Raw genomic sequence first — 22,067 nt, 5'->3', positions numbered from 1 at the left:
ATTTAGTGATTTTGATGTACCGTTATGTATGTAGGCCAAAAGAGAGGACCTTACATGCAACCAAAACTCAATAACTCTAAAGATGCACAAACAGCAAGCATGGACACAGTTAAACACGCAATACAGACGATCAAAGGCGGTATAACACGCTTTGTAGCCCTGTTTGTTTCGGGAGCACAAGCAACCGTAAGTGTAGTACAGGCAACACGAAAACAACAGGAAATTCAAGCGAAAGTAAACGAAATAAAAACACAAATAACCAACGATCAAACATCTTTTGAACACCGCCGTGCTATCGAAGATAATTATGACAATTTGGTGAAAGACTACCTCAACAAGCAGGAACGAGAAAAAACAGCGGCTTCGCTTTTGGCAAAAGAAATCGAACAAATAAGTGCAAAAGTTAAGCAACAGGAAACTTCACTGAATACCTTAATTGCAAAACATGAAGAAGAGTTGCGCCCCTACAAAGAACTTATGGACTCAAGTAAAGGCAGAAACGACGACAGCGCGCGTGCGCTTGCTGATGCAAAACGCGATGTAAAGGCCGCCGATCAGACTTTGGCTGCTGCAGTAAAACGCCGCGATCAGCAGATTAGTAATGCACACCACAATGTTGATAGTGCCCGTGAGCGGCTGACACGCGTTGAGGCAGGTCTTTCTCGTCTGCAGCAAGATCCTAATTCTACAGCTGCCGCAATTTCTAAAATGCAAGGTGAAGTTATTACCGAACGTGCGCACCTTGATGCAGCTATCAAAGATGTTGACCGCATAAGCAACGAAGAACAGCAAAGTGTTAATGCAGCTCAAGATCGCTATAATCTACAAAAACAAGCGTGTGAGCGAGCAAATACTCACTACATGAATGCACAAGCCGAAGCACGCGGGCATCGCGAAGAATATGAAGCCTTATATAAAGACAAGAAAAGCGAAGAAACACAGCTTAAAGATGCGCTTGACGCTGTAAAAAAAGACTTACAACAAAAGCAACAAGCGCATAAAGAAACGCATGATCGGCTAGCAGATATTCAAGCGGCGCTTGATGAAGCCCATTCCATTCACGCTACGCCCGAGATGACGCGCACTCTTTACGCCAAGATACAGCAGGAAACAAAGCTGTTGAGTGAATATCAACAAACCCATGAGCGTTTGAGCCAACACGCACGAGATTTGCGCAAGCGCACGCGCCTACAACGAATTGTCTTTATAGCACTTGTACTTGTAGGTATAGTTCTTATTGGTATAGCACTGTATGCACTGGTAAAAAGATAGTAGTTCTTGCGCGGATGCGCGTTACAGCATAATCATAGCGTCGCCAAATGACAAGAACCTATATTCATGCTCGATTGCTTCTTGATAAGCTTTCATAATAAGCTCACGCGATGCAAATGAAGATACCATCATCATAAGCGTTGAACGTGGTACATGAAAATTAGTTACCATGCAATCAACAACATGCCAGGTATATCCAGGCATAATATACAAATCAGTTGTTGCATTTTCTCGTTTGACAATATCACCGCGGTGCGTAAGCAAGCACGAATCTTGTGCGTGCTCAAAATTGAGGGCACAAAGCGCAGGGTCAGAGCATACGGCATTGCAATCAAATGCACTCTCAAGCGAGCGAACCGATGTTGTTCCAATAGCAATAACCTTATGTCCTGCAGCTTTTGTGGCGTGTACGGCATCGACAACATCTTGTGGCACGTGATAACGCTCGGTATGCATAACATGTTGGGTTGGATCGTCTTCTTCGACCAATCTAAAGGTATCAATACCAACCTCAAGCTCAACCGTTTTCCATTGCACGCCTTTTTGCTTAATACGTTCAATAAGCTCTGGTGTAAAATGCAAACCTGCAGTTGGCGAAGCGGCAGAATGCTCTTCCTTCATGGAATATACCGTCTGATATTTTTCGGGGTCGCCTTCGTAATTGGTAATATATGGCGGCAGAGGAACATGACCTGCCTGATGTATTGCCTCGTCTAAACTCAATCCTTGTGCTGGCGTAAACTTGACCAGTCTTCCGCCACGGTTATTTTCAAGATAATCCATAATTTCTGCACGTAACACAACGTCTGCGGTAGCAGGTGCATGAAGACCACCTGCGCGATAATCAATACACGCACCAAGTTTTAAGCGTTTACCAGGATTAACCAAACACTCCCAAACCGAACCCATAGGGTCAAGATCTTCACGACGTTTAAGCAAAAGCGTTTCGCACGCAGCAGAGCCACCGTGCTTAAGTCCTACTAAACGTGCAGGTAAAACCCTTGTTTTATTGGCAACGATCAGATCGCCTTCTTGCATATAATCTGCAATATCTCTAAAGTGACGATGTTCTATTTCGCCTGTAGTGCGATGAAGCACTAACAGCTTACATGCGTCACGCGGCTCAATTGGATGCTGAGCTATACGTTCTTGCGGTAAGACATAATCAAAATCATCAGTACACACAATCATTTCTCCATATCAGTTGTAAAATAATACAAAGGTCATGTATAAATCAGATATATGATAGCTATTCAAAATAACTATGTCACAATGATTATGTCACAATAGTTGTGGCTTGGCGTAAGTTACCAACAACATGTAAGGAACATTTATGACTGTCAAAAATTCAACAACTTCTACTACAAACCCCTCTTCAAATGCCTCTCCACAAGCACAAAACCAAGATCTCCTTACACCTAACAATTCCGTGCGTCCGCACTTTCCCAAGCGTGCTGTTGTTACCTGCGGTATGCCCTACGGCAACAAAAATCTACATTTTGGACACATAGGCGGTGTTTTTGTACCAGCAGATTTCTTTGCGCGCTTTTTGCGTGATCGTATTGGTAAAGAAAACGTAGTTTTTGTTTCGGGAACAGACTGTTTTGGTTCGCCTATCATGGAAGGCCATCGTAAGCTTAAAGATAGTGGTTACAAAGGCAGCATACATGATTACGTTATAAAAAATCACGAGGATCAAAAGTGTGCGCTCGACGCATATGGTATTTCGCTTGACCTTTATTTAGGTTCGGGCTTAGAACCTGCTGCAAGCGTTCATCAAGAAATTACCAACTTTATTTTGCAGCGCCTGTATCAAAACGGCTATCTTACTAAGCGTTCTACACGACAATTCTTTGACGAAAAAGTTCAACAATTTCTTAATGGCCGTCAAGTCATTGGACGCTGCCCTGTTCGTGGCTGCAAATCCGAAAAAGCCTATGCAGACGAGTGCGATTTAGGACATCAGTTTGATCCTGAAGAACTTATTGCGCCTGTGTCGCAATTAAGCGGCACACAACCCATTCTTAAGCCTGTTGACAACTGGTATTTTGATTTGCCTGCTTTTAAGGGTTATCTTACAGAGCTGGTAGACGCATGGGATCATGATTGCCACGTCCGAAGCGTTGTATGCAATACGGTGCGCGAGTCACTCGCTACTCCCGTGATTTATATTCAAAATAAGTTTAAAGACGCATTTGATAAGATTTCAGACGCTTTACCAGCCTATACACTTGTAGAAGCTCGAGAAAATCAGCAATCATTCTCAATTGAATTTAGCAACTGGCAAGACAGAGATACTGCACGCACGCAACTTGAAGCCGCCAAAATTAGGTTTAGAACAGGCAAAACACTCTTGCCGTTTCGTATTACAGGAAACATTCCTTGGGGTGTCAAAGCCTCTGCACTACCTCAGGCGCAAGATTTAACTGTGTGGTGTTGGCCTGAAAGTCTATGGGCTCCTATATCGTTTACCAAAACAGCACTTATGCTGGATGAAAGCCTTGATACACACTGCTTTTCTTCTCACGACTGGCATGACTTTTGGTGTGCTAAAGACGCGCAGGTATATCAATTTATGGGTCAGGATAATATCTTCTTTTATTGTGTTGCCCAGCCTGCCCTTTGGAAGGCGCTTGACGCCGATTTATTCCCCGACACCCCTGTTGCTAACTATCATATTTTGTTTATGAACAAAAAGGCATCAAGTTCAAGCGCTATCAAGCCACCTATGGCAGAAGAATTGCTCCAAAACTATAGTGCAGAACAACTCAGAGCACATTGGTTGTCACTTGCGCTTGATCAAAAAGCAGTAAGTTTTTCGCCCAAAGCGTTTGATACTTCCATAAGTTATACCGATAAAAAAACGGGCATAGACGTTATGGTAAAAGACGATCCACGTGTTGTTGATCCAGCTCTTAAAGAAAGCGCGTTTCTCACTAATATCTTTAACAGACTGGCACGTAGCTGTTTTTATGGCGCGCAAAAGGCTTGTGATGGCTGCTTGCCGCATGTTGATGCAAGTCAAGCTACAAAGCTGGCATGTCAAAAAGCTCTGCTTGATTTTGAGCAAGCAGCCGCAGTTGCAGACGCACATACTGCACTCGGTCATGCCGAAGCACTGTGCCGCAGTGCCAATAAGATTTGGGGACAAGCCGCAAAAGACGCTTATGACAAAAATGACGACAAGGCGTATCAACAAGCACTTGCCGATGCATTTTATGCGCTTCGCGCCTGCACTCTTATGATGCACCCTGCTGTTTTTGCAGGTTGCGAAACTATTTGCGACCATATGAGCTTTGATCGTAGCGTATTTTTCTCGTGGGAGAATGCGTTTATGGGACCTTATGAACTTGCAAAAACATATACTCACGATGAAGCAGCTCATAAATTGGTTGAAATACCAGCGCATTTTGATTTCTTTAAGAAAACGAAATAGCGTGTAAGACTGCGCTGCAGCTGGAGGAAGCGTCAACTTCACCATGAGCGTATTTATGTTGAAGCTAGTTGACGCATCTTAAGTTGCGACCAAAAAGATTTTGGAATTAAATAAGGGGAATCACACGATGTTGGTGATTCCCCTTACACATACCTTATGAGTCTTATGCAATTTTGTGCGTAAACAGTTTTCCCATGCAAATGCGTATAACGCTAGCTTAAAAGTGCATGTTTAAGCTCTTCAACACTATGCACGATAAAGGTTGCACCTGCTTGTTCAAGCTCGCCACAAGGTGCAGTTTTACCGTAATAAACACCAATAGAAGCAATACCGCAAGCGCGCGCAGCCTCTACATCATAGAATCGGTCTCCTACCATAACACAGCGTGAAGCGTCCACACCAAGCTTGTTGATAACGTGTTGCAACGTTTGTGATTTTGGCGCGCACAAATCATCCTGCTTACCCAAAATAACATCAAATACCTGCTCAACTTCGTTTTCTTCTAGTGCAAGGTGTAAAAGATGATCGCGCTTAGAGCTTGCTACACCCAATTTTTTCCCTGCGTTTTTTAGCTCGTGCAGCATTGGATCGATGCCTTCAAATAATGGCCATGCGTCACGTCCAAGTTTTGAATAAATAGCTCGATACTGTTTGGTAATTTCTTGTGCCTGTTCGGGCGAATACCCAAATACCAGCTCAAATGCCTGAGGAAACGGCGGACCTATAAGTTGGGGAATATCAACAAAGCGCTCCCGACTAAGCCCAAAGCGGCTGAGCACTTGACGCGCAACCGAAATAATTTGCTCTGAGGTATCGGCAAGCGTGCCGTCAAAATCAAAAATAACTGCGTCAAAAGCACGTAGCGCAGAAGCTAAATCATCAGACGTTTGAGGCTGCGATACAGACCTGCCATTATGTGTATTATCGACTTTAATCACTCTAACTACTTTCTGTAAATATGTATCTGTTTTGGAGCATGGCTCGTACAAACGTTATGAGTACATACTACCCTGTCAATGCATAATTCTTTCAAACTCATGCAAGCACAACAAAACGCACAAGACGCACGCGATACGCCTGTTATGCAGCTATAACATCAACTCGCGCGCTCAAACGTATCCTACAACCACATAGACCTATCCGGCGTGACGCCATTTTGGATCGGTAAGGATACGCGCCACAATAAGGCCAAGCGGCAAGCAAAATACAATTAATACCGCTCTAAGCAGCCACAAAGATCCCTTATCCAGCGAAAACGCGCCAAAATTATACATAGCGCGATACATATATAATCCTGGAACCATAATAACAATAGAGGGAACCGTAAGTGCAATGCGTGGGTATCCGATTTTTTTGCGCACGACACTTGCTAACAAACCTGCCGTAAGCGTGCCAAAAAATGCAGCAATACACGGTGCAAGAGGCGTCCAACTAACTAAGCTCAAACGCAACGTATTGGCAATTGCTCCAAGAACTCCTGCTAAAGCAGCCATTTTTGGCTCGGTATTAAACATAATCGAAAAGCCAAATACGCCACACCAACTAGCCAAAAGTCTTAGCAGTGTTAAGGTAAGCGGCGTTAAGCCTAAAAGAGGAAGAAAGTCTTGTGGACGCAGATCCAAACACAAAGCAGCGCTCCAGCCAACCGACACTGCAACGGCAATAATCATAAGTGCATATACTGCGCGTTCAATGCCGCTTCGCATGTCAAGTTTTGATAAGTCGAGCCCTGAAGTAATAAACGGAAAGCCTGGAATAACAAACAAAAGCGCACCAATATATCCGTCCAAATGTCGAGGATTAGCGCGCAGACATTCAAACAATACTGTGTACGAAAGTAAATACACCGCGCAAGCAACCGAGACGGCAACGGCAATATCGGCCACAAGCGTAATTTTTCGATCGAGCATTTTTCGGCGTACATAGTTTCCTGCCGCCGCACCAAAAAAGCAGCATAATACCTCGTATATGCCTCCGCCTAACAAAAAGATAAAGCCTGCGCACGCAAGACCCGAAGCAAGCGCAACCTGATAGGGCTTGTATCTTACTTTCATGGCCTCAATGGAATCAAGCGCTTGGTGTACCTGGCCTACGCTCCATTGTCCATGGTCTTTATCAAAGGCGCGCACAAACGCTTCCATACGATTAAGCTTTGAGGTATTGACTCCTGTAGAAGGAAGACTCAATGCTTGTGTATAGCTTCTTCCTTCGCAATCTATGCAGGTATAATCAAGCGAGACTAAACCTATATCGGCACTACAGGTCATATTAAGATTGCGCGCAATGGTATTCATGGCGTCACGCACGCGCCAGGCTCCTGTTCCGCACGAAAGAAGCATCATGCCAATGTGACCAACCAACACAGCACGCTCGGGAAAACGCGCGTCTTGGATACAGGTGTCATCGCTACTTGTAAAAAATTCATGCCAACGAATACGCATGTGATGGTGGTGAGAAAGATGATGAACCTGTGTTTTAGCAACGCTTTGTGTATTTTGTACACTTTGTTCAACCGATACCGCAGAATCTGAAGCGTCAGGTGACGAAGTTGTACACGCTGATTTCTGATTGTTAGAATATACGCAGTTAGAAGACTCGCTCATATGCTCTGTAACTCCTTATGTATGTACAAAACATATTTAAGATTACTCCAAATGAACCAAAATACGCAAAATACAAGGAATATGCAACAATGACTTTACCTTTTAGACATATTGAACGAGAATAAATGTGTATGAACCATAAAAATGTCAGATGAGCTGTAGCTTATCAGTCAATTTGTTATGATTATACGAAGATCTATACGTTTATACGAAAGGATATTCAATGGCGCAAGACACTATGACACTCGTTATCATTCGCCACGGCGAAAGTGAGTGGAATAAGCTCAACCTCTTCACTGGTTGGACAGACGTTGATTTAACCGAGCAAGGACACAAAGAGGCCATCGAGGGAGGTCGCGCCCTTAAAGAAGCAGGTTTTGATTTTGATGTATGCTATACCTCACTTCTTAAACGTGCTATTCACACGCTTAATCACGTATTAGACGAAATGGATCGCAACTGGCTTCCTGTGTATAAAACATGGCGTCTTAACGAGCGTCACTACGGCGCACTTCAGGGGCTCAACAAAGCAAAAGCTGCCGAAGAGCACGGTGAAGCACAGGTTAAAATTTGGCGTCGTTCGTTTGATGTTCAACCACCTGCACTTCAACCAAACGATGAGCGCGATCCTCACATTCAAGATCAGTTCCGCGATGTTCCTCAAGTAGATCTTCCTTACACCGAGTGCTTAAAAGACACTATCGCACGTGCATGGCCTTATTTTGAGCAAACCATTAAGCCTCAGATGGAAGCAGGAAAGCGCGTTCTTATTGCTGCTCACGGTAATAGCCTTCGTGCACTTGTTATGCAATTTGAGCACCTTACCCCTGAGCAAATCTTGGAAGTTAACATTCCTACAGGTATTCCATGCGCATACACCTTTGATAAAGACTGGAATGTATTAGATAAACACTACATCGGCGATCCTGCAACTATCGAAGCAAAGATTAACGCCGTAGCAAACCAGGGCAAGGTTAAAAAATAGTCACGTGCTTGATGTCATAAACACCGTTTGTGATTCATCTGATATTGATACACATCAAAATAGATGAGCACGGTAGCAAAACATAAGGTGGGCTCAACAAGTTCGCCACAAGTATGTTTACCAACTGCAATACATTTGCTCCAAAAAGAACTCAGGCGAGATGTACTTACGTACACTCGCCTTATTTTATGCCCAACTACCGAATTTACGCGCTCATGTGGGCGTGCATGTGTTACAACAACACTGACGATTTACGTCCATGGGAGTCCTAAAAGGAGGTTTTATTATGGCAAAAGTTGCTGTAATCGGTTGTACACATGCAGGTGTCTTTGCAACCACGTCTATTCTTCAATCTCATCCCGATTGGGAAGTGCACGTTTTTGAGCGCAATGACACCGTTTCGTTTTTGTCCTGCGGCATTGCGCTTTGGGTTGGCGATCATGTAAGCGACCCCCAAAAAATGTTCTACAGTTCGCCACGAGCACTTGCAGATGCAGGAGCACACGTACACATGCAAACTGATGTTACCTCGGCAGATGTTAAAACAAAACATGTTTGCTGGACCGATCTTACTTCGGGTGAAAAATCAGAGGACAACTTTGATTACTTGGTAATTACTACAGGTTCTAAACCTGTTGTTCCTCCTTTACCCGGCATAGACGGCAAACATGTTTTGCTTTGCAAAAACTGGGATAACGCCAAGCGTATTAAAGAAGCAACTAAAGACGCAAAAAGCGTTATCGTTATTGGTGCAGGATACATTGGCGCCGAACTTGCTGAGCAACTTAGCGAGGTTAAAAAAGAGGTTACTCTTATCGACGCATTCCCCCGCGTACTTGCTAAAAACTTTGATTCCGATGTAACCAACCAGCTTGAGAAAGTTTATACAGCTCACGGTGTGCATTTGGCACTTGATCAAAAAGTTACTTCGTTTGAAGATACGGGTACCGGCGTAAAAGTTATTACCGAAAAAGGCTCGTTTACAGCAGATTATGCAATTTTGGGCATTGGATTCTTGCCACGTACCGACCTCTTCACTGGTCAGCTTGATATGATTAAAAACGGTGCAATTCGCGTTGATAATTACATGCGTACTTCTGAGCCAGGCGTATTTGCAGCAGGCGACTCGGCAACTATTACGTTTAATCCAACTGGAAAAGAAGACTATATTCCACTGGCCACCAATGCTGTTCGTCAAGCACTTGTTATTGGTGCAAACATGGTAAAGCCCACGGTTGCATATGCAGGAACGCAAGCAACAAATGCTGTTCAGCTTTACGATTACTCTATGAGTTCAACGGGTGTAACTATGGAAACAGGCAAGCTGCGTGGTCTTGAACTTACCAGCACCACCGTTACCGAAAATTATCGCCCTGAGTTTATGCTCACCACCGCACCAGTTACTGCAACGCTGGTATGGGAGCCTCGCACACGTGAAATTAAAGGTGCACAGTTCTTCTCAACCCACGATGATGTAGCACAGGCCGCAAACGTTGTCTCAGTTGCTATTGCAAACCACATGACGGTAGACCAGCTTGCTCAAGTAGACTTGCTCTTCCAGCCTAACTTTACTAATCCAGTAAACTACATAGGCTCGGTTGCTATGAAAGCTGCTTCTGAACACTAAAGCGTCTATACATCTTTGACGTGATACCGTACCTGCATAGTTGTAGGTACGGTTTTTTATGGCTTGGATGAGCGCTCTAGGCACATCATGTTGCTTGACTCACCGAATATTTCCTGAGCGTAACAATTTAATTTCAAAGCCGTAAGCTTTTGTATACACCGTATAACGTTACACGTATTTGTGCTAGTGTCTAAGGGGCACAATCGTGCTCTTGTATTTCGCATACAGGAAAGGAATTCTTTTATGGATATCACCGATATTCTCGCAGCTCTTGGAGTTATTCTCAACGGCCTTCCTCAAGGACTGTTGGCAATGTCTTTAGGCTATGCAACTGTCCCCTCTTCATTAGGATTTTTCATTGGAGCCATTTGCTGTTATGGGTTTAACAGTTTAGCTCCCATCAATTTTCAAGCGTCAACCATCGTTATGACACACAGGCTCAGCGAGGACATACGCGAAAAACTCTCCATGGTTTTCTTTGCAGGAATTATCATGGTTATCGTTGGTATATGCGGCTTACAACAAGCAGCGGTCAAATTTTCGGGTCCTGTTATCATAAACGCAATGATGGCAGGGGTTGGCATTGTTTTGGGACGGCTGTCCTTTGAAATGATTAAACAGGAGCGCGTTGTTGCGCTTTCAAGTATTATAAGTGCTGCAATTATTTATTTTTTCTTCGGTCGCGATTTGATATACACCATTTGCGGCTGTGTTTTTATCTCGAGCTTTATTCAATTCTGTGTTACTAAATACCTCAAGAAAAGTTCCAACACAGCGAGCGCTTATGCAGAAACTTCTGCCATGCAAGAAAGCGTGCATGAAAAAACGCCAACAAAGCAGCCAGATGAATCTAGCGCCGCCTCTGTACGCGATAAAAACATCTTTGCACATCTTGCAAGATTATTAACCGCTCATATAAAAAAGAATTTTGTCTTTAAGAAACCCATCATAAATGCACGTATTATTCGTGGTTCGCTTGCTATAGCCTGCTTAAACGTAGGAGCAAATATTACCTTTGGAAACATTACAGCAAATATTGCACACGGAACACAAAATATAGATACACTTTCTATTTATTCAAGTCTTGCCGATATTGCTTCATCGTTGTTTGGAGGATCGCCTGTAGAGGCAATTATTTCTGCAACTGCAGCAGCCCCTCATCCTGTAAATTCAGCCGTTATCATGATGCTTACTATGAGTGCTTTGCTGTTTTGCGGTCTTCTGCCAAAAATTGGTAAATTTATTCCGCCACAATCTATCTCGGGATTTTTGATTATTTTAGGAATTGTGGTTACGGTTGGAAATAACGCACCCATAGCTTTTAGCACTGGTAATCCCCAAGATTCTATTATTGCGGCAGTGACGTTAGGTGGAACCGCTTTTGTTGATCCCTTTGTTGGCATGGTTTTAGGCATTCTTTTAAAATCACTTTTCGCGGCAGGGTTATGCATGTAAAACGCAAACGTTTTCAATCCTTTTGAAAGGAAATGATATGGCTCAAGAAACGCATACAGCAGCAGACGATCTGGCCTTCCCTCACGTCAAAAAAATGGACGATCAGTCTTTTGAAAGCGAATATCTTTTGCGTGTAGCAGGTATAAAGCGAAAACTCCCTATCGTACGTATAAATTCACACGCGCGCATTGCAAGTTTTGTGATTCTAGGTGATACCGAACTTGTTATTCGAGCAGCAGCACAGCTCGTAAAAAGATTGCCACGCGATATAGACTATCTTATGACTGCCGAAGCCAAAGGTATACCACTTGCACAGGAAATGTCACGTATATTAGGTCTTGAACACTATATCATTGCTCGAAAATCAAAAAAAGCGTATATGCATGATCCACTACAGGTAAGCGTAAGATCAATTACAACCCATCAAAAACAAGAGCTCTTTTTAGATAAACCAGACGCAGCTCGTATCAAAGATGGGCGCGTTGTACTGATCGACGACGTTATATCAAGCGGCGAAAGCCTTGAGGGGCTTGAGCTTTTAGCGCAAAAAGCAGGAGCTCAAATCATAGGAAAAGCGGCAATACTTGCCGAAGGAGATGCCGCCAAAAGAGACGACATCATATACCTTGAAGCATTGCCGCTGTTTTAATTGATAAGCGTGTAGCTTACAAAAAATCTTGTGCAAACAAGCATATCCAAAAAGCTTATATCAAAGGTGTTAAACGCGCTTATACCTGATAAGCGCGTTATCCATTAATGTCTAAAATGGCGCACGCCCGTAAACACCATTGCGATACCGTGTTCGTCAGCGGCTGCAATGCATTCTTCATCGCGAATGGATCCACCAGGCTGAATAATGCAGCTTACACCGCGGCGCGCAAGTTCGTCCACATCATCTCTAAACGGGAAAAATGCGTCAGACGCGCAAGCAAAATTATCTGCGGATACACCCAATCGCGCAGCTGCTGTATGTGCACGCTCACATGCCATAATTGCACTGTCTACACGATTTGGCTGGCCACAACCAAGACCTAAACCTGCCTTATCTTTAGCAATCAAAATAGCGTTCGATTTAACGGTCTTGCAAACCTTCCATGCAAACAGCAGATCTTCAAGCTGTTTTTGGGTAGGCTGTTTTTTGGTTACCACCTTAAACGTGTGCGGATCTTCACTCGCACAATCGCGAGTTTGAACAAGCAAACCACCACCTATGCTTTTAAGTTCACATGCTTGTTCTTTATCAAGTCCGCCTGTTACCAATACGCGTAAATTTTTGCGCTTAGACAGGCGTTTAGATGCCTCATCACTTACAGATGGAGCAATAAGCACCTCAACAAACTGTTTGTTGACGTCGGCAAATTCGGTTACAAAATCAAGATCTACTTCGCGATTAGCGGCAATAATTCCTCCAAATGCGCTTTTAGGGTCGCACGCAAAAGCGCGCTTATAAGCACTGGTTACATCTAAAGCAGTTGCCGAACCGCAAGGGTTTTGGTGCTTAAGAATAACAACAGCAGGTTCATCAAACTCACAAACCGCACTCCATGCAGCGTCGGTATCCAACAAATTGTTATACGAGAGCTCTTTTCCTTGTAATTGGTGCGCGCGTGCAACACTGTGCTCATTTGCATCTGCTACGCAGTAAAAAGCTGCTTGCTGGTGAGGATTTTCGCCGTAGCGTAAATCCATTTTTTTGTCGAACGCACACACCAACTGCGAAGGAAATTCTCCCTTGGCACACAAGCTTGTAGATGTTTTCTCGCCGCTTACAGACTTGCTTGCAACGTCTGCCGTTGGCTCGTAAGGCTCTACGTTATCGCTTAGCGTAAGTGTTTTGGCTAAATACGAGGTAATCGCCTGGTCATAGTGCGATGTAAGATCAAAAACTTTATACGCCAGCTTTTGACGTAAAGACAGCGTTGTAGCGCCGTTATGCGCACTCATCTCGTCAAGGACCGCTTTATAATCATGTGGATCGCATATGACAGTTACCGATTTAAAATTTTTGGCGGCACTTCTTAACATCGAAGGACCGCCAATATCTATGTGTTCTATTGCATTATCAAGGGTGCAACCGTCTTGTGCTACTGCTTTTTCAAACTCATACAAGTTGGTGCATACCAAATCAATCATCGGAATGTTTTGCGCTTTTGCGTCGCGCATATCTTCCTCGCACGATCTTCTACATAAAAGACCACCGTGGATACGCGGATGAAGCGTTTTAACACGCCCACCCATCATCTCGGGCGAGCCCGTATAGTCTTCAATACCAACAAGTGGAATGCCAGCTTCTGCTAAGACGCACGCTGTTCCCCCGGTACTAATAATTTCGACCCCAAAATCATGCACAAGATGCGCTGCAAAATCACAGATTCCATCTTTATTGGTAACCGAAAGCAAAGCTCGTCTAATAGCTGTTTGTGCCATAAAAACCCCTTTATTGCTCCTACGTACACCATATGATTTGTGCTTCTTCTCCTTATGCGAAGCCTGAAGAGCCACGCGTCGGAAAAGCTGCGTACCATCATTGTATAAAACCTAACAGCAATACGGGCTAAACCAACAAATACAACGAGAAATCGTAACCTAACGGCAATTTTTTATAGATAACGCAAGGAATACAAGGGCACATACGCCATCAAGATGCGCAGCGCAAAAAATCACACCCGCGTATAAAACAACAAGGCGTGAAAAAATATGCAGGTTATAAACCTACAAGATGCACGTATGCGGTGAACACGTGCTTTGCAATAGTAAGAAAGCACATGTTCACACAGCATAGTACTATTTATTAAGCAGCAAGTTTTTTGCCCGCCTCGGCCAATGCGTCTAATGCATCGTCATCGGGCTCAAGATTAGCAATAATGGTGTCAATAACATTTGCACCCTGATCTTCAGCAGAAGCCTTCCAGGTGTCCATCCATTCTCCTGTACCCCAGTCATAGCTTCCAAAAAGGACAAACGGCTTGTCACCTGCATCGGCAACAACTTCGTTAAAAAGTTCTTCAAAATCAGGATCAAGCTCTTCTGCACCCATAGCAGGGCAACCAAATGCAAATGCATCATAATCGGCAGCTTCATCGGCTGTAAACGAAGTCCACTCAATAGCTTCAGTACCTGCAGCGTCTGCTAAAGCATTTGCCATGGCTTCGGTGTTACCTGTTTGGCTCCAATATACAACAGCAACCTTACTCATAAAACCTCCTTATACCAACGTCTGATTCAAACATCCAAACGTGTTATACCCACATATATGAATATATGTATGCTCTTGGTACCAATGTACCCTATCCCCGAGCGGAATAACATTATTTTTGGTCTATGCTACATGATTTTTTCCGGTATTGGTAGTAATTTTTTTCTTAACGGCTCACACATGCGTTGAGCATTACAAGAATTTACAGGATATAAGACATGTCTTACATGTATTTACGTCCTGCATTGTTTCATGCCTGCGAGGTTTGCAGCACATGTGCCATCACCATACCCAAACTCTCATATACTCCACAAGGTTAGCAAGCCCTTGGGGGAAGTTTCGTAATCGAAAAAAATCTACCGATTACAGATAATTACAATTTCACTATAAAAATTGGGTAATAAACGTTTACAGTAGTACCAACTATCTAGCAATCACGGGGGTTATCTATGATAAGAACAGGGACCTTAGGAACATTACCAAATGGACTTCTTGCCCGTACTTATACGCTTACCTGCAAAGATGTAAGCGTAACACTTACCAATTATGGCGCAACGCTTCTTAAGGTGGTAACGCCCGATAAAAATAAACACCCCGACGATATTTTGTTGGGCTACCAAAATATAAAAGGTTATCTTGGACAAAATGTTGCCTGCTATGGAGCAACTATAGGTCCTGTTGCCAATAGAAGCGAATTTGCACAGATTATGTTTAACGATCGCGTGTATCACTTACCTCAAAATGATGGACCACACAAACAGAATAATCTTCATACAGATTTAGAAAACGGCTTGCACAAAAAGCTTTGGGGCGCAAAAGTTGATAAAGAACATAACACCGTAATCCTTACCTGCTCATTAGAAGACATGGAACTTGGGCTTCCTGGCGAGCGCACGTTTACCGCGCGCTTTGAGCTTTCCTCACTTAACGACACACATCAGCAACTTCGTGTATCGTACACCTGTACAACCAATGTGCCTACCTTTGTAAATATGACAAATCATGCGTATTTTAATTTGGCAGGCCATGCAAGTGGTTCGGTATTAGATCAGCGCGTATGTATTCACGCCCAAAATTATCTTCCTATTCGCGAGGATGGAATTTCGGAAGGCACTATTTTGCCTGTTCAGGATACGCCTTTTGATTTTAGAAAAGAGCGGACAATAGGCGCTGATATGCCGCTCTCTAACGAGCAACTACGTAGAGGCCGTGGATATGATCATTGTTATTGCATTGAAAATTACCACGATAATACAACGGTGCGCAGCGCTCTATATGCCAGCGATCCTCAAAGTGGAAGACACTTGCATATTTCGGTCAGTACGCCTGGAGCACATTTTTACACGGGAAATCAGCTTAACGAAAGCGATGTAAAAGATGGAGCCACCTATCAGCCACATGCAGGATTTGCGTTTGAGCCAGAGTTTTATCCTAATTGTTCACGCCATAGCGAATGGCCACAGCCTGTTTGTACGCCAACAAAGCCTTATCGCTCAACCACGATTTACACGTTCTCAACAGACATTATCGAAACTGAAGATGACATTTACGATATGTAAATAGAGAGCCCATCATATATATAAATAACGCGCCTTTAGGATGAGGCGCGTTTTTTGTGCGATATTTGTACGTTATGATCGTACGTTATGCTCATACGTTATGCTCGTGCGGTAAGCTTGTGCGTTATGCAAGGTATAACGTATATGGACGGTTATGAAAGACGTACGCGATCTATATAAACTGCGCCGCAATAACCGCAGCAATCATCAAAGCCGAGTTAAACACAATAAAGGTAGGAACACAGGTATCCCAAATGTGGCTATGTTGACCGTCGGCATTAAGACCCGAGGTAGGGCCTAAAGTTGTATCGGATGCAGGAGATCCTGCGTCGCCCAAAGCAGCTGCGGCACTTATCAAAACAATAGTTGCAGGAACCGAAAAGTCCATACTTTGGCAAAGCGGCACAAATAAAACAGCCAAAACAGGCACGGTACCAAACGACGTACCAATTCCCATAGTTACTAAAAGACCAATGATCGTAATCACCAATGCTGCAATAATTTTGCTGCCGTGCATAAAAGTTGTTCCAAAGTACACCAGCGCATCAATACCGCCTGTTGCCTTAATAACATTGGCATAGCCTCCAGCAACCAGCATAATAAAAGCAATAAGCCCCATAAGCTTAACACCGCCTGCAAGCTGCTCGTCAATGCTATTCCAAGCAATTGCCTTAAAAGCAATCATAACGGCTAATCCTGCAAGTGAAGACAGCGATAAATCGTGCGATATAAGTTGCACAATCATCACAACAACAATTGCAGCAAGCGTAACATAGTGTTTATACGTTAGATTTGGCACCTGTGCCATGGCAGCTTGTGTATCGGCAGAGGTTGTTTGGTACACGCGTGGCTTTCTATACACTATCAGCACCGCTATCAGCAGACCTATAAACATTGCACAGCCTAAATACCAATTTACACGCGTAACATCCATCACCGTAACACTCATGCCATTTTCCGAAAGATTGGTAGCAATTACCGTTTGAAAAATAAGTCCAAAGCCAAATGGAATTGCAATATAGGGCGCCTCTAAGCCGAATGCCGTTGCGCATGCAACGGCTCGACGATCAATTTTAAGCTTATTCATAAGTGCAAGAATAGGCGGAATAAGAATAGGAATATATGCAATATGGACAGGTACTAAATTTTGCGACAACACGGCAATAAACGTCAGCATGGCAAGCAAAACGTATTTTTTTGTACCGATAACGCGCGCAAGCTTGGCGGTAATAATTTCGGCAAGCCCCGTTGTGCAAATTGCCTCGGCAAAGGTGCCAAGCAAAATATAGGCAAGCGCCGTTTGGGCATTAACCGAAAAACCATCGCATAACAAGCTCATAACACTTGTGCCGTCGCCATAAAGGCTTATGCCTCCAGCGACTCCGGCAACAATTGTTGCCGCGATCATAGACAACAAAACATTAAGCTTAAGCAGACTAAGCACGCACAGTACTACAACCGAAACAATAACGGGGTTAAACAGTATGTCCATAAACTCTCGCTTTACTATCCAGTAACCGATGCTCTAAGCGCTTGCAGAACACAAGGCTTAGAAGCTTCTATCAGCTTAACTTTACCTGTAATAAGGGTGATGCCCATTGCAATCTCGCGACCCAAGCCAGCAACATCTTGTTTAGGCTCAAAGAACGCCTTAAATTCTTGCAAGCGCGCGGACGTGTGAAATACGTCTGCCGAGATTTTAATGAAATTGGTAAATTCCATATCACCACCAATAGTGCTTTCAAGCCATGACCACTCGGTTTGCAACCATTGCCACGTTGGTTCTTCGGCATGTGAATTGGACAGAAGCGCGTAATACCACATACGCACGTCCTGAGGCTTAATAACGTCGGTATCCTTAAATTTACGCAAAACATCAGCAATTACCTTTTCATCTGTTGAAGCACAGATCGCCGCACGTAAATCGTTCTTAAAGAGCGCATCTGTTGTTGTTTGGTAAAGTCCTAACAAAGCAGACGCAAGGCTTGGCGTTTCAAAATGTTGAATCTCGTTTTTAAGAACCAAAAGACGAATATCCGCCTGAATATCAAAGAGATTCTCGTGATGAGTTTCGTAGAGCCTATGAAGTTCTTCGATAATCTGTTGGTTGTCGGCACGCAACGCTAACGATGTGTAGAGCGGCCTTGAAAGCATGTCATCGTGGGATTCGCCTTTACGAGGACATACACCCAAAGTTTGCATACGATCTTTTGACAACAGATTGCGATAGCGCTTGAAAAGCGCCTCTTCGTCACTATCTGGCGTAATAAACTGCTCAAGCGTATTGCAAACTTCTACAAGCTTGTGCGCAACAATATGCGATGTGGACGTGCTTACTTTTACCAACAAAGGAATAAGATCGGCATACGTGATAAACTCGGCTTTTGCAAGCAGCGCCATATCTTGAATAAGCTTAAATTGTTCGTCAGCACCAAGTTCGGTAATATGAGCAAGAATATCAGACAAAAGTGTGGTGTCATAGTTAATAATTGCATGTGTTGTGTTGTGCTTGTTAAGAATAAACGGAGTGCCAGCACATGCACGCAACTGCGCATAATCTCCTAAATCACAAGTTTCTTCGGTCATAAGCGAGGGCACTTGTTCATAATTTGAACCAAGCGGAATCTGCCATAAACGAGCCTGATCACAATGCTCACCAATAAAGAACTGCTGTTGATGCAGGAACAAATGACCGTCTTTAACATACGCGTTAATAACAGGATATCCAGGCTGCTCAAGCCAAGAGTTCATAATCTGCCCTACCGCAAAGCCACTTGCAGCCTCAAGTGCGTCCCATAGATCCTCGCCTTGAGCATTAGCATACTGATGCGCGTCAAAATATGCTTTAAGACCTTTGCGCAAGGCATCGTCGCCCACAAGCGCGCGTACCATAACCAACAAACGGGCACCTTTGGCATACACAATTGCGCTATCAAAAATAGCGTCAATTTCGCGCGGATCCTCTACCATAACATGAACGCTTTGTACGCCATCGGTTGCATCACGCGAAAGCGCAATAGACGCTTCGGATGTTTGGAAGGTATCCCACATACGCCATGAAGGTTCAAGTGCGTCTGTTGCTACGTATTCCATCATGGTTGCAAACGACTCGTTAAGCCAAAGATTATCCCACCATTTCATGGTAACTAAATCGCCAAACCACTGGTGAGCAAGTTCGTGGGCAATAACTGATGCAACACGTTGCTTATAGGTATGCGAACTATTGTTTTTATCGTAAAGCAAGCAGGCTTCGCGATATGTAACAAGACCCCAGTTTTCCATTGCACCAGCTGAAAAATCGGGAAGCGCAACATGATAGCTGTGTTGAAGCGGATAGGGAGTTTGATAATAATCTTCGTAAAAGTCAATACAACGAGTAGCAATGTCAAGCGCAAGATCGAGCACATGTGGCTGATGTGCACGCGTAGCAAAGACGCCTACTTCTACGCCAGATGAGGTATAAGCAGTTTTGCGCTGTAAATCGCCACATACAAACGCAAGCAAATACGTGGACATTTTAACCGTGGTATCAAAAATATGGTATCCATCTTTGCAGGCAATCTCATTTTGATTAGAAAGCGCAATTTCGCCTGGTTTTTCGTCAAATTTGAGTGCTAGATCAAACGTTGCTTTAGCGCAAGGCTCGTCTATACACACAAACGCTTCGCGTGCAAACGTAGTTTCAAATTGCGTGCCAATAAGCTGCTTTTTTTCACCGTTATGCAGGTAATATGACGGATAAATTCCCATCATAGTATCAGTAAGTGGTGCTGAATACTCAATCGAAACACGCATAGAACCTGTTTTAGAACCAAAAATTGTTACGGTTTCAGATTCATCAGATGCTTCAAATGCACATTCGCGCTCGTCTATGCACACACGCGAAATGGATAAATATTTTTGGTTAAGCTTAAATGTTGGCGTTTTTGCCTCACCGTCGATTACTACACAACCTGTAAAGCGTTTTTCTTCTCGGCTTACATCAAGCTTTATGGCATAATGCGAAGGGATAAAACTATCAAGCAATCTGACTTGTTGAGACATACGCACATTCCTTTCAAACGATGGATATTTCATATTATACTGAAAGGCACGCAGAAGCTATACTAAAAGTGTGTTTCTTACAGATGGATTCTTATATCAAACGTATAAAACTCAAGTAATACAAGGCGCGCAAGAGCGCACGAGCAAGCATACAAGCTGATGGGCGCGTAACACGTGCAGCACTACTGGTAAGCAGAGTGCATAGACAGAAAGGATACTTATGGCGACGGTTCTTATCGTGCATATTATAGGAATTATGGTGATTATAGCCCTTATGTTTGGGGCATACGTTATAGGTAAACGACGCGGACTTGCGCAAGCACACGCGCAAGAAAGCTTGCTTGAAGAAAAACTCCAGACCGCTATAAATAACCATCAAGCGCAAATGTTGGAGCTTCATTCCCAAAATTCTGCGCTTACTGCCCAAAACGCTGAGCTCAACAACCGCTTAAACGATATAAAAGAACAATTAAGTGTGGTTCATCAAAACGAGCAGCTACGTCTTGCCAAAGATTCAGACGAACAAAAGCATAAGCTTTTGGTTAATGAAAGTGTTATTAAAGCGTTTGAACCGGTAAAGGCAAAGCTAGACGATTTGCAACACAAAGTAATATTTATGGAAGAGGCACGTAAACGAGATTTAGGTGCCCTTGATGAGCAGCTCAAAGGGCTTGACAGTCAGCAAAGACGTCTTGATAGTGTTACATCTTCGCTTTCATCGGCTTTGTGCAATAGTTCGGTGCGCGGCGCATGGGGCGAAGTCCAACTTAAAAATATTGTTGAAGCTGCAGGTCTTACCGAGCATATCGACTTTGATACACAAGTAAATCTTTCTAACAATGACGGCAAAAGCCTTAGACCCGATATGATTATACATTTGCCTGGGAATAAAACCATTCCAATTGATTCTAAAGCTCCTTACAATAATTATCGCCGTGCATGCGAAATTGACGACTCGGCTGATGAAGAGGCTCTTCGCAGACGAACAAAGCTACTCAGAGCTCATGCTGACGATTTGCGCGGACACATCAATAAACTCAGTAAAAAATCATACTGGGAGTTGTTTGAAACTAATCCCGATTTTGTTATTGCTTTTATTCCAAACGAGGCTCTCTTACAAGCCGCCCTTGCCGTGGACGAAGACCTGCTCACGTATGCGTTTTCTAAAAAGGTTGCGCTTACGTCTCCCGTAACGTTGTGGGCAGTTCTTAAATCGGTGGCATGCGCGTGGCATCAACAAGAACTCAGCGATAATGCGCGCGAGATCTTTACTCTTTCGCAAGAACTGTGCAAACGCCTCGCAATCCTTGGCGACAAGGTAAGTGCGGTAGGTAAAAATTTATCGGATGCAGTTGAAAACTATAACAGCATGGTGGGAACACTTGAAACACGTGTTCTGGTTAGTGCAAGAAAAATGAAGCAGCTAGACGGCACTAAACTTACGGTACAAGAACTGGATAGCGAAAAAACAAATGTGCGTGAGCTTTCGGCGTCAGAATTTTTAAGCACAGGCGCGAGCGAGGACGCACAGCAATAAAGGCAAAAGAAAACGCCGCCTGCGTAGGAAAGGGGGACGCAAGCGGCGTATGAGACCTGTTCGCTATCGGGGAGAGGGTCCGAATGCGTCAGGTAGAAGTTAACGAAATCAATAAGTTACCACGAGATAACTTACGTAAGATATAGTACACCATTTCTAACTTTTGTCCAGCAACTTTTAAGGTTCATAAAATTCACAAGTTATACACAAACTAACTTTGCACGCAGGAACTGTATGATGCGGTACACTTGCGTGTACGCTTGCATTTTTAGTTGTTCATTACGCGTTACGCATATACGCACCACGTATTCCATGTTAGACAAAACCAGCGCTTCAAGTTATAAAAATGCTCA

General features: G+C 43.7%; 15 protein-coding genes. 8 read left to right on the top strand and 7 right to left on the bottom strand.

All coding sequences use genetic code 11. The annotated features are described in order from the left end of the window. The first annotated feature begins 54 nt into the window (after positions 1-54). The gene (locus AC1DBT_RS02655) at positions 55-1,272 is read left to right on the top strand and encodes a hypothetical protein (protein WP_480018470.1); all 1,218 of its coding nucleotides are present in this window, start codon (positions 55-57) and stop codon (positions 1,270-1,272) included. A 21-nt stretch (positions 1,273-1,293) separates the two neighbouring features. Here the strand turns inward: AC1DBT_RS02655 and queA are convergent, their stop codons facing one another. After that, positions 1,294-2,463, bottom strand: a complete 1,170-nt coding sequence (gene queA / locus AC1DBT_RS02650) for a tRNA preQ1(34) S-adenosylmethionine ribosyltransferase-isomerase QueA (RefSeq protein WP_480018469.1) — start codon at positions 2,461-2,463, stop codon at positions 1,294-1,296. A 142-nt stretch (positions 2,464-2,605) separates the two neighbouring features. On the opposite strand from queA, the gene AC1DBT_RS02645 reads away from it, so the two are divergent. Further along, on the top strand, positions 2,606-4,708 hold the full coding sequence (locus tag AC1DBT_RS02645; protein WP_480018468.1) for a class I tRNA ligase family protein: 2,103 nt from the start codon (positions 2,606-2,608) through the stop codon (positions 4,706-4,708). A 212-nt stretch (positions 4,709-4,920) separates the two neighbouring features. Here AC1DBT_RS02645 and AC1DBT_RS02640 read toward each other — a convergent pair whose 3' ends face one another. Together AC1DBT_RS02640 and AC1DBT_RS02635 are read right to left on the bottom strand one after the other, a co-directional pair. Then, positions 4,921-5,646 carry an HAD family hydrolase gene (locus AC1DBT_RS02640; RefSeq protein WP_480018467.1) on the bottom strand — a complete coding sequence of 242 codons (726 nt, stop codon included), beginning with the start codon at positions 5,644-5,646 and terminating at the stop codon, positions 4,921-4,923. 198 nt (positions 5,647-5,844) lie between these two features. After that, on the bottom strand, positions 5,845-7,311 hold the full coding sequence (locus AC1DBT_RS02635) for a threonine/serine exporter family protein (RefSeq protein WP_480018466.1): 1,467 nt from the start codon (positions 7,309-7,311) through the stop codon (positions 5,845-5,847). Positions 7,312-7,534: 223 nt separating this feature from the next. On the opposite strand from AC1DBT_RS02635, the gene gpmA reads away from it, so the two are divergent. The 4 genes from gpmA (at position 7,535) to AC1DBT_RS02615 (ending at position 12,027) form a co-directional block, all read left to right on the top strand. After that, entirely contained in the window at positions 7,535-8,296 is a 762-nt protein-coding gene (gene gpmA, locus AC1DBT_RS02630; protein WP_480018465.1) for a 2,3-diphosphoglycerate-dependent phosphoglycerate mutase, read from the top strand. A gap of 286 nt (positions 8,297-8,582) precedes the next feature. Next, positions 8,583-9,923, top strand: a complete 1,341-nt coding sequence (locus tag AC1DBT_RS02625; RefSeq protein WP_480018464.1) for an FAD-dependent oxidoreductase — start codon at positions 8,583-8,585, stop codon at positions 9,921-9,923. Between the two features lie 243 nt (positions 9,924-10,166). Further along, on the top strand, positions 10,167-11,378 hold the full coding sequence (locus AC1DBT_RS02620; protein ID WP_480018463.1) for an NCS2 family permease: 1,212 nt from the start codon (positions 10,167-10,169) through the stop codon (positions 11,376-11,378). Positions 11,379-11,415: 37 nt separating this feature from the next. Beyond that, complete coding sequence (locus AC1DBT_RS02615) at positions 11,416-12,027, top strand: phosphoribosyltransferase family protein (protein ID WP_480018462.1); 612 nt, start codon at positions 11,416-11,418, stop codon at positions 12,025-12,027. Positions 12,028-12,131: 104 nt separating this feature from the next. Here AC1DBT_RS02615 and purH read toward each other — a convergent pair whose 3' ends face one another. Both purH and AC1DBT_RS02605 read right to left on the bottom strand, forming a co-directional pair. Next, complete coding sequence (gene purH, locus AC1DBT_RS02610) at positions 12,132-13,805, bottom strand: bifunctional phosphoribosylaminoimidazolecarboxamide formyltransferase/IMP cyclohydrolase (RefSeq protein ID WP_480018461.1); 1,674 nt, start codon at positions 13,803-13,805, stop codon at positions 12,132-12,134. A gap of 364 nt (positions 13,806-14,169) precedes the next feature. Then, positions 14,170-14,574 carry a flavodoxin domain-containing protein gene (locus tag AC1DBT_RS02605; RefSeq protein ID WP_303869414.1) on the bottom strand — a complete coding sequence of 135 codons (405 nt, stop codon included), beginning with the start codon at positions 14,572-14,574 and terminating at the stop codon, positions 14,170-14,172. Positions 14,575-15,023: 449 nt separating this feature from the next. On the opposite strand from AC1DBT_RS02605, the gene AC1DBT_RS02600 reads away from it, so the two are divergent. Beyond that, on the top strand, positions 15,024-16,133 hold the full coding sequence (locus AC1DBT_RS02600; protein WP_480018460.1) for an aldose epimerase family protein: 1,110 nt from the start codon (positions 15,024-15,026) through the stop codon (positions 16,131-16,133). A gap of 172 nt (positions 16,134-16,305) precedes the next feature. On the opposite strand, the gene AC1DBT_RS02595 is transcribed toward AC1DBT_RS02600, so the two are convergent. After that, positions 16,306-17,625, bottom strand: coding sequence for a Na+/H+ antiporter NhaC family protein (locus AC1DBT_RS02595; protein ID WP_480018459.1), 1,320 nt, complete (start codon positions 17,623-17,625; stop codon positions 16,306-16,308). Positions 17,626-17,639: 14 nt separating this feature from the next. After that, complete coding sequence (locus AC1DBT_RS02590; protein ID WP_480018458.1) at positions 17,640-20,177, bottom strand: M1 family metallopeptidase; 2,538 nt, start codon at positions 20,175-20,177, stop codon at positions 17,640-17,642. Between the two features lie 220 nt (positions 20,178-20,397). On the opposite strand from AC1DBT_RS02590, the gene AC1DBT_RS02585 reads away from it, so the two are divergent. Continuing rightward, on the top strand, positions 20,398-21,714 hold the full coding sequence (locus tag AC1DBT_RS02585) for a DNA recombination protein RmuC (RefSeq protein ID WP_480018457.1): 1,317 nt from the start codon (positions 20,398-20,400) through the stop codon (positions 21,712-21,714). Positions 21,715-22,067: the final 353 nt, after the last annotated feature.

This window comes from Fannyhessea sp. C0108B2, from assembly GCF_056583915.1.
This window is presented reverse-complemented; position numbering and strand designations above follow the sequence as displayed.

What these genes read in the sequence shown, in the direction of transcription:
- queA (WP_480018469.1), bottom strand. Translation starts at nt 2,463, where the DNA reads ATGATTGTGTGTACTGATGATTTTGATTATGTCTTACCGCAAGAACGT.
- AC1DBT_RS02645 (WP_480018468.1), top strand. Translation starts at nt 2,606, where the DNA reads ATGACTGTCAAAAATTCAACAACTTCTACTACAAACCCCTCTTCAAAT.
- AC1DBT_RS02625 (WP_480018464.1), top strand. Translation starts at nt 8,583, where the DNA reads ATGGCAAAAGTTGCTGTAATCGGTTGTACACATGCAGGTGTCTTTGCA.
- AC1DBT_RS02605 (WP_303869414.1), bottom strand. Translation starts at nt 14,574, where the DNA reads ATGAGTAAGGTTGCTGTTGTATATTGGAGCCAAACAGGTAACACCGAA.
- AC1DBT_RS02595 (WP_480018459.1), bottom strand. Translation starts at nt 17,625, where the DNA reads ATGGACATACTGTTTAACCCCGTTATTGTTTCGGTTGTAGTACTGTGC.
- AC1DBT_RS02655 (WP_480018470.1), top strand. Translation starts at nt 55, where the DNA reads ATGCAACCAAAACTCAATAACTCTAAAGATGCACAAACAGCAAGCATG.
- AC1DBT_RS02620 (WP_480018463.1), top strand. Translation starts at nt 10,167, where the DNA reads ATGGATATCACCGATATTCTCGCAGCTCTTGGAGTTATTCTCAACGGC.
- gpmA (WP_480018465.1), top strand. Translation starts at nt 7,535, where the DNA reads ATGGCGCAAGACACTATGACACTCGTTATCATTCGCCACGGCGAAAGT.
- AC1DBT_RS02590 (WP_480018458.1), bottom strand. Translation starts at nt 20,177, where the DNA reads ATGTCTCAACAAGTCAGATTGCTTGATAGTTTTATCCCTTCGCATTAT.
- purH (WP_480018461.1), bottom strand. Translation starts at nt 13,805, where the DNA reads ATGGCACAAACAGCTATTAGACGAGCTTTGCTTTCGGTTACCAATAAA.
- AC1DBT_RS02600 (WP_480018460.1), top strand. Translation starts at nt 15,024, where the DNA reads ATGATAAGAACAGGGACCTTAGGAACATTACCAAATGGACTTCTTGCC.
- AC1DBT_RS02615 (WP_480018462.1), top strand. Translation starts at nt 11,416, where the DNA reads ATGGCTCAAGAAACGCATACAGCAGCAGACGATCTGGCCTTCCCTCAC.
- AC1DBT_RS02635 (WP_480018466.1), bottom strand. Translation starts at nt 7,311, where the DNA reads ATGAGCGAGTCTTCTAACTGCGTATATTCTAACAATCAGAAATCAGCG.
- AC1DBT_RS02585 (WP_480018457.1), top strand. Translation starts at nt 20,398, where the DNA reads ATGGCGACGGTTCTTATCGTGCATATTATAGGAATTATGGTGATTATA.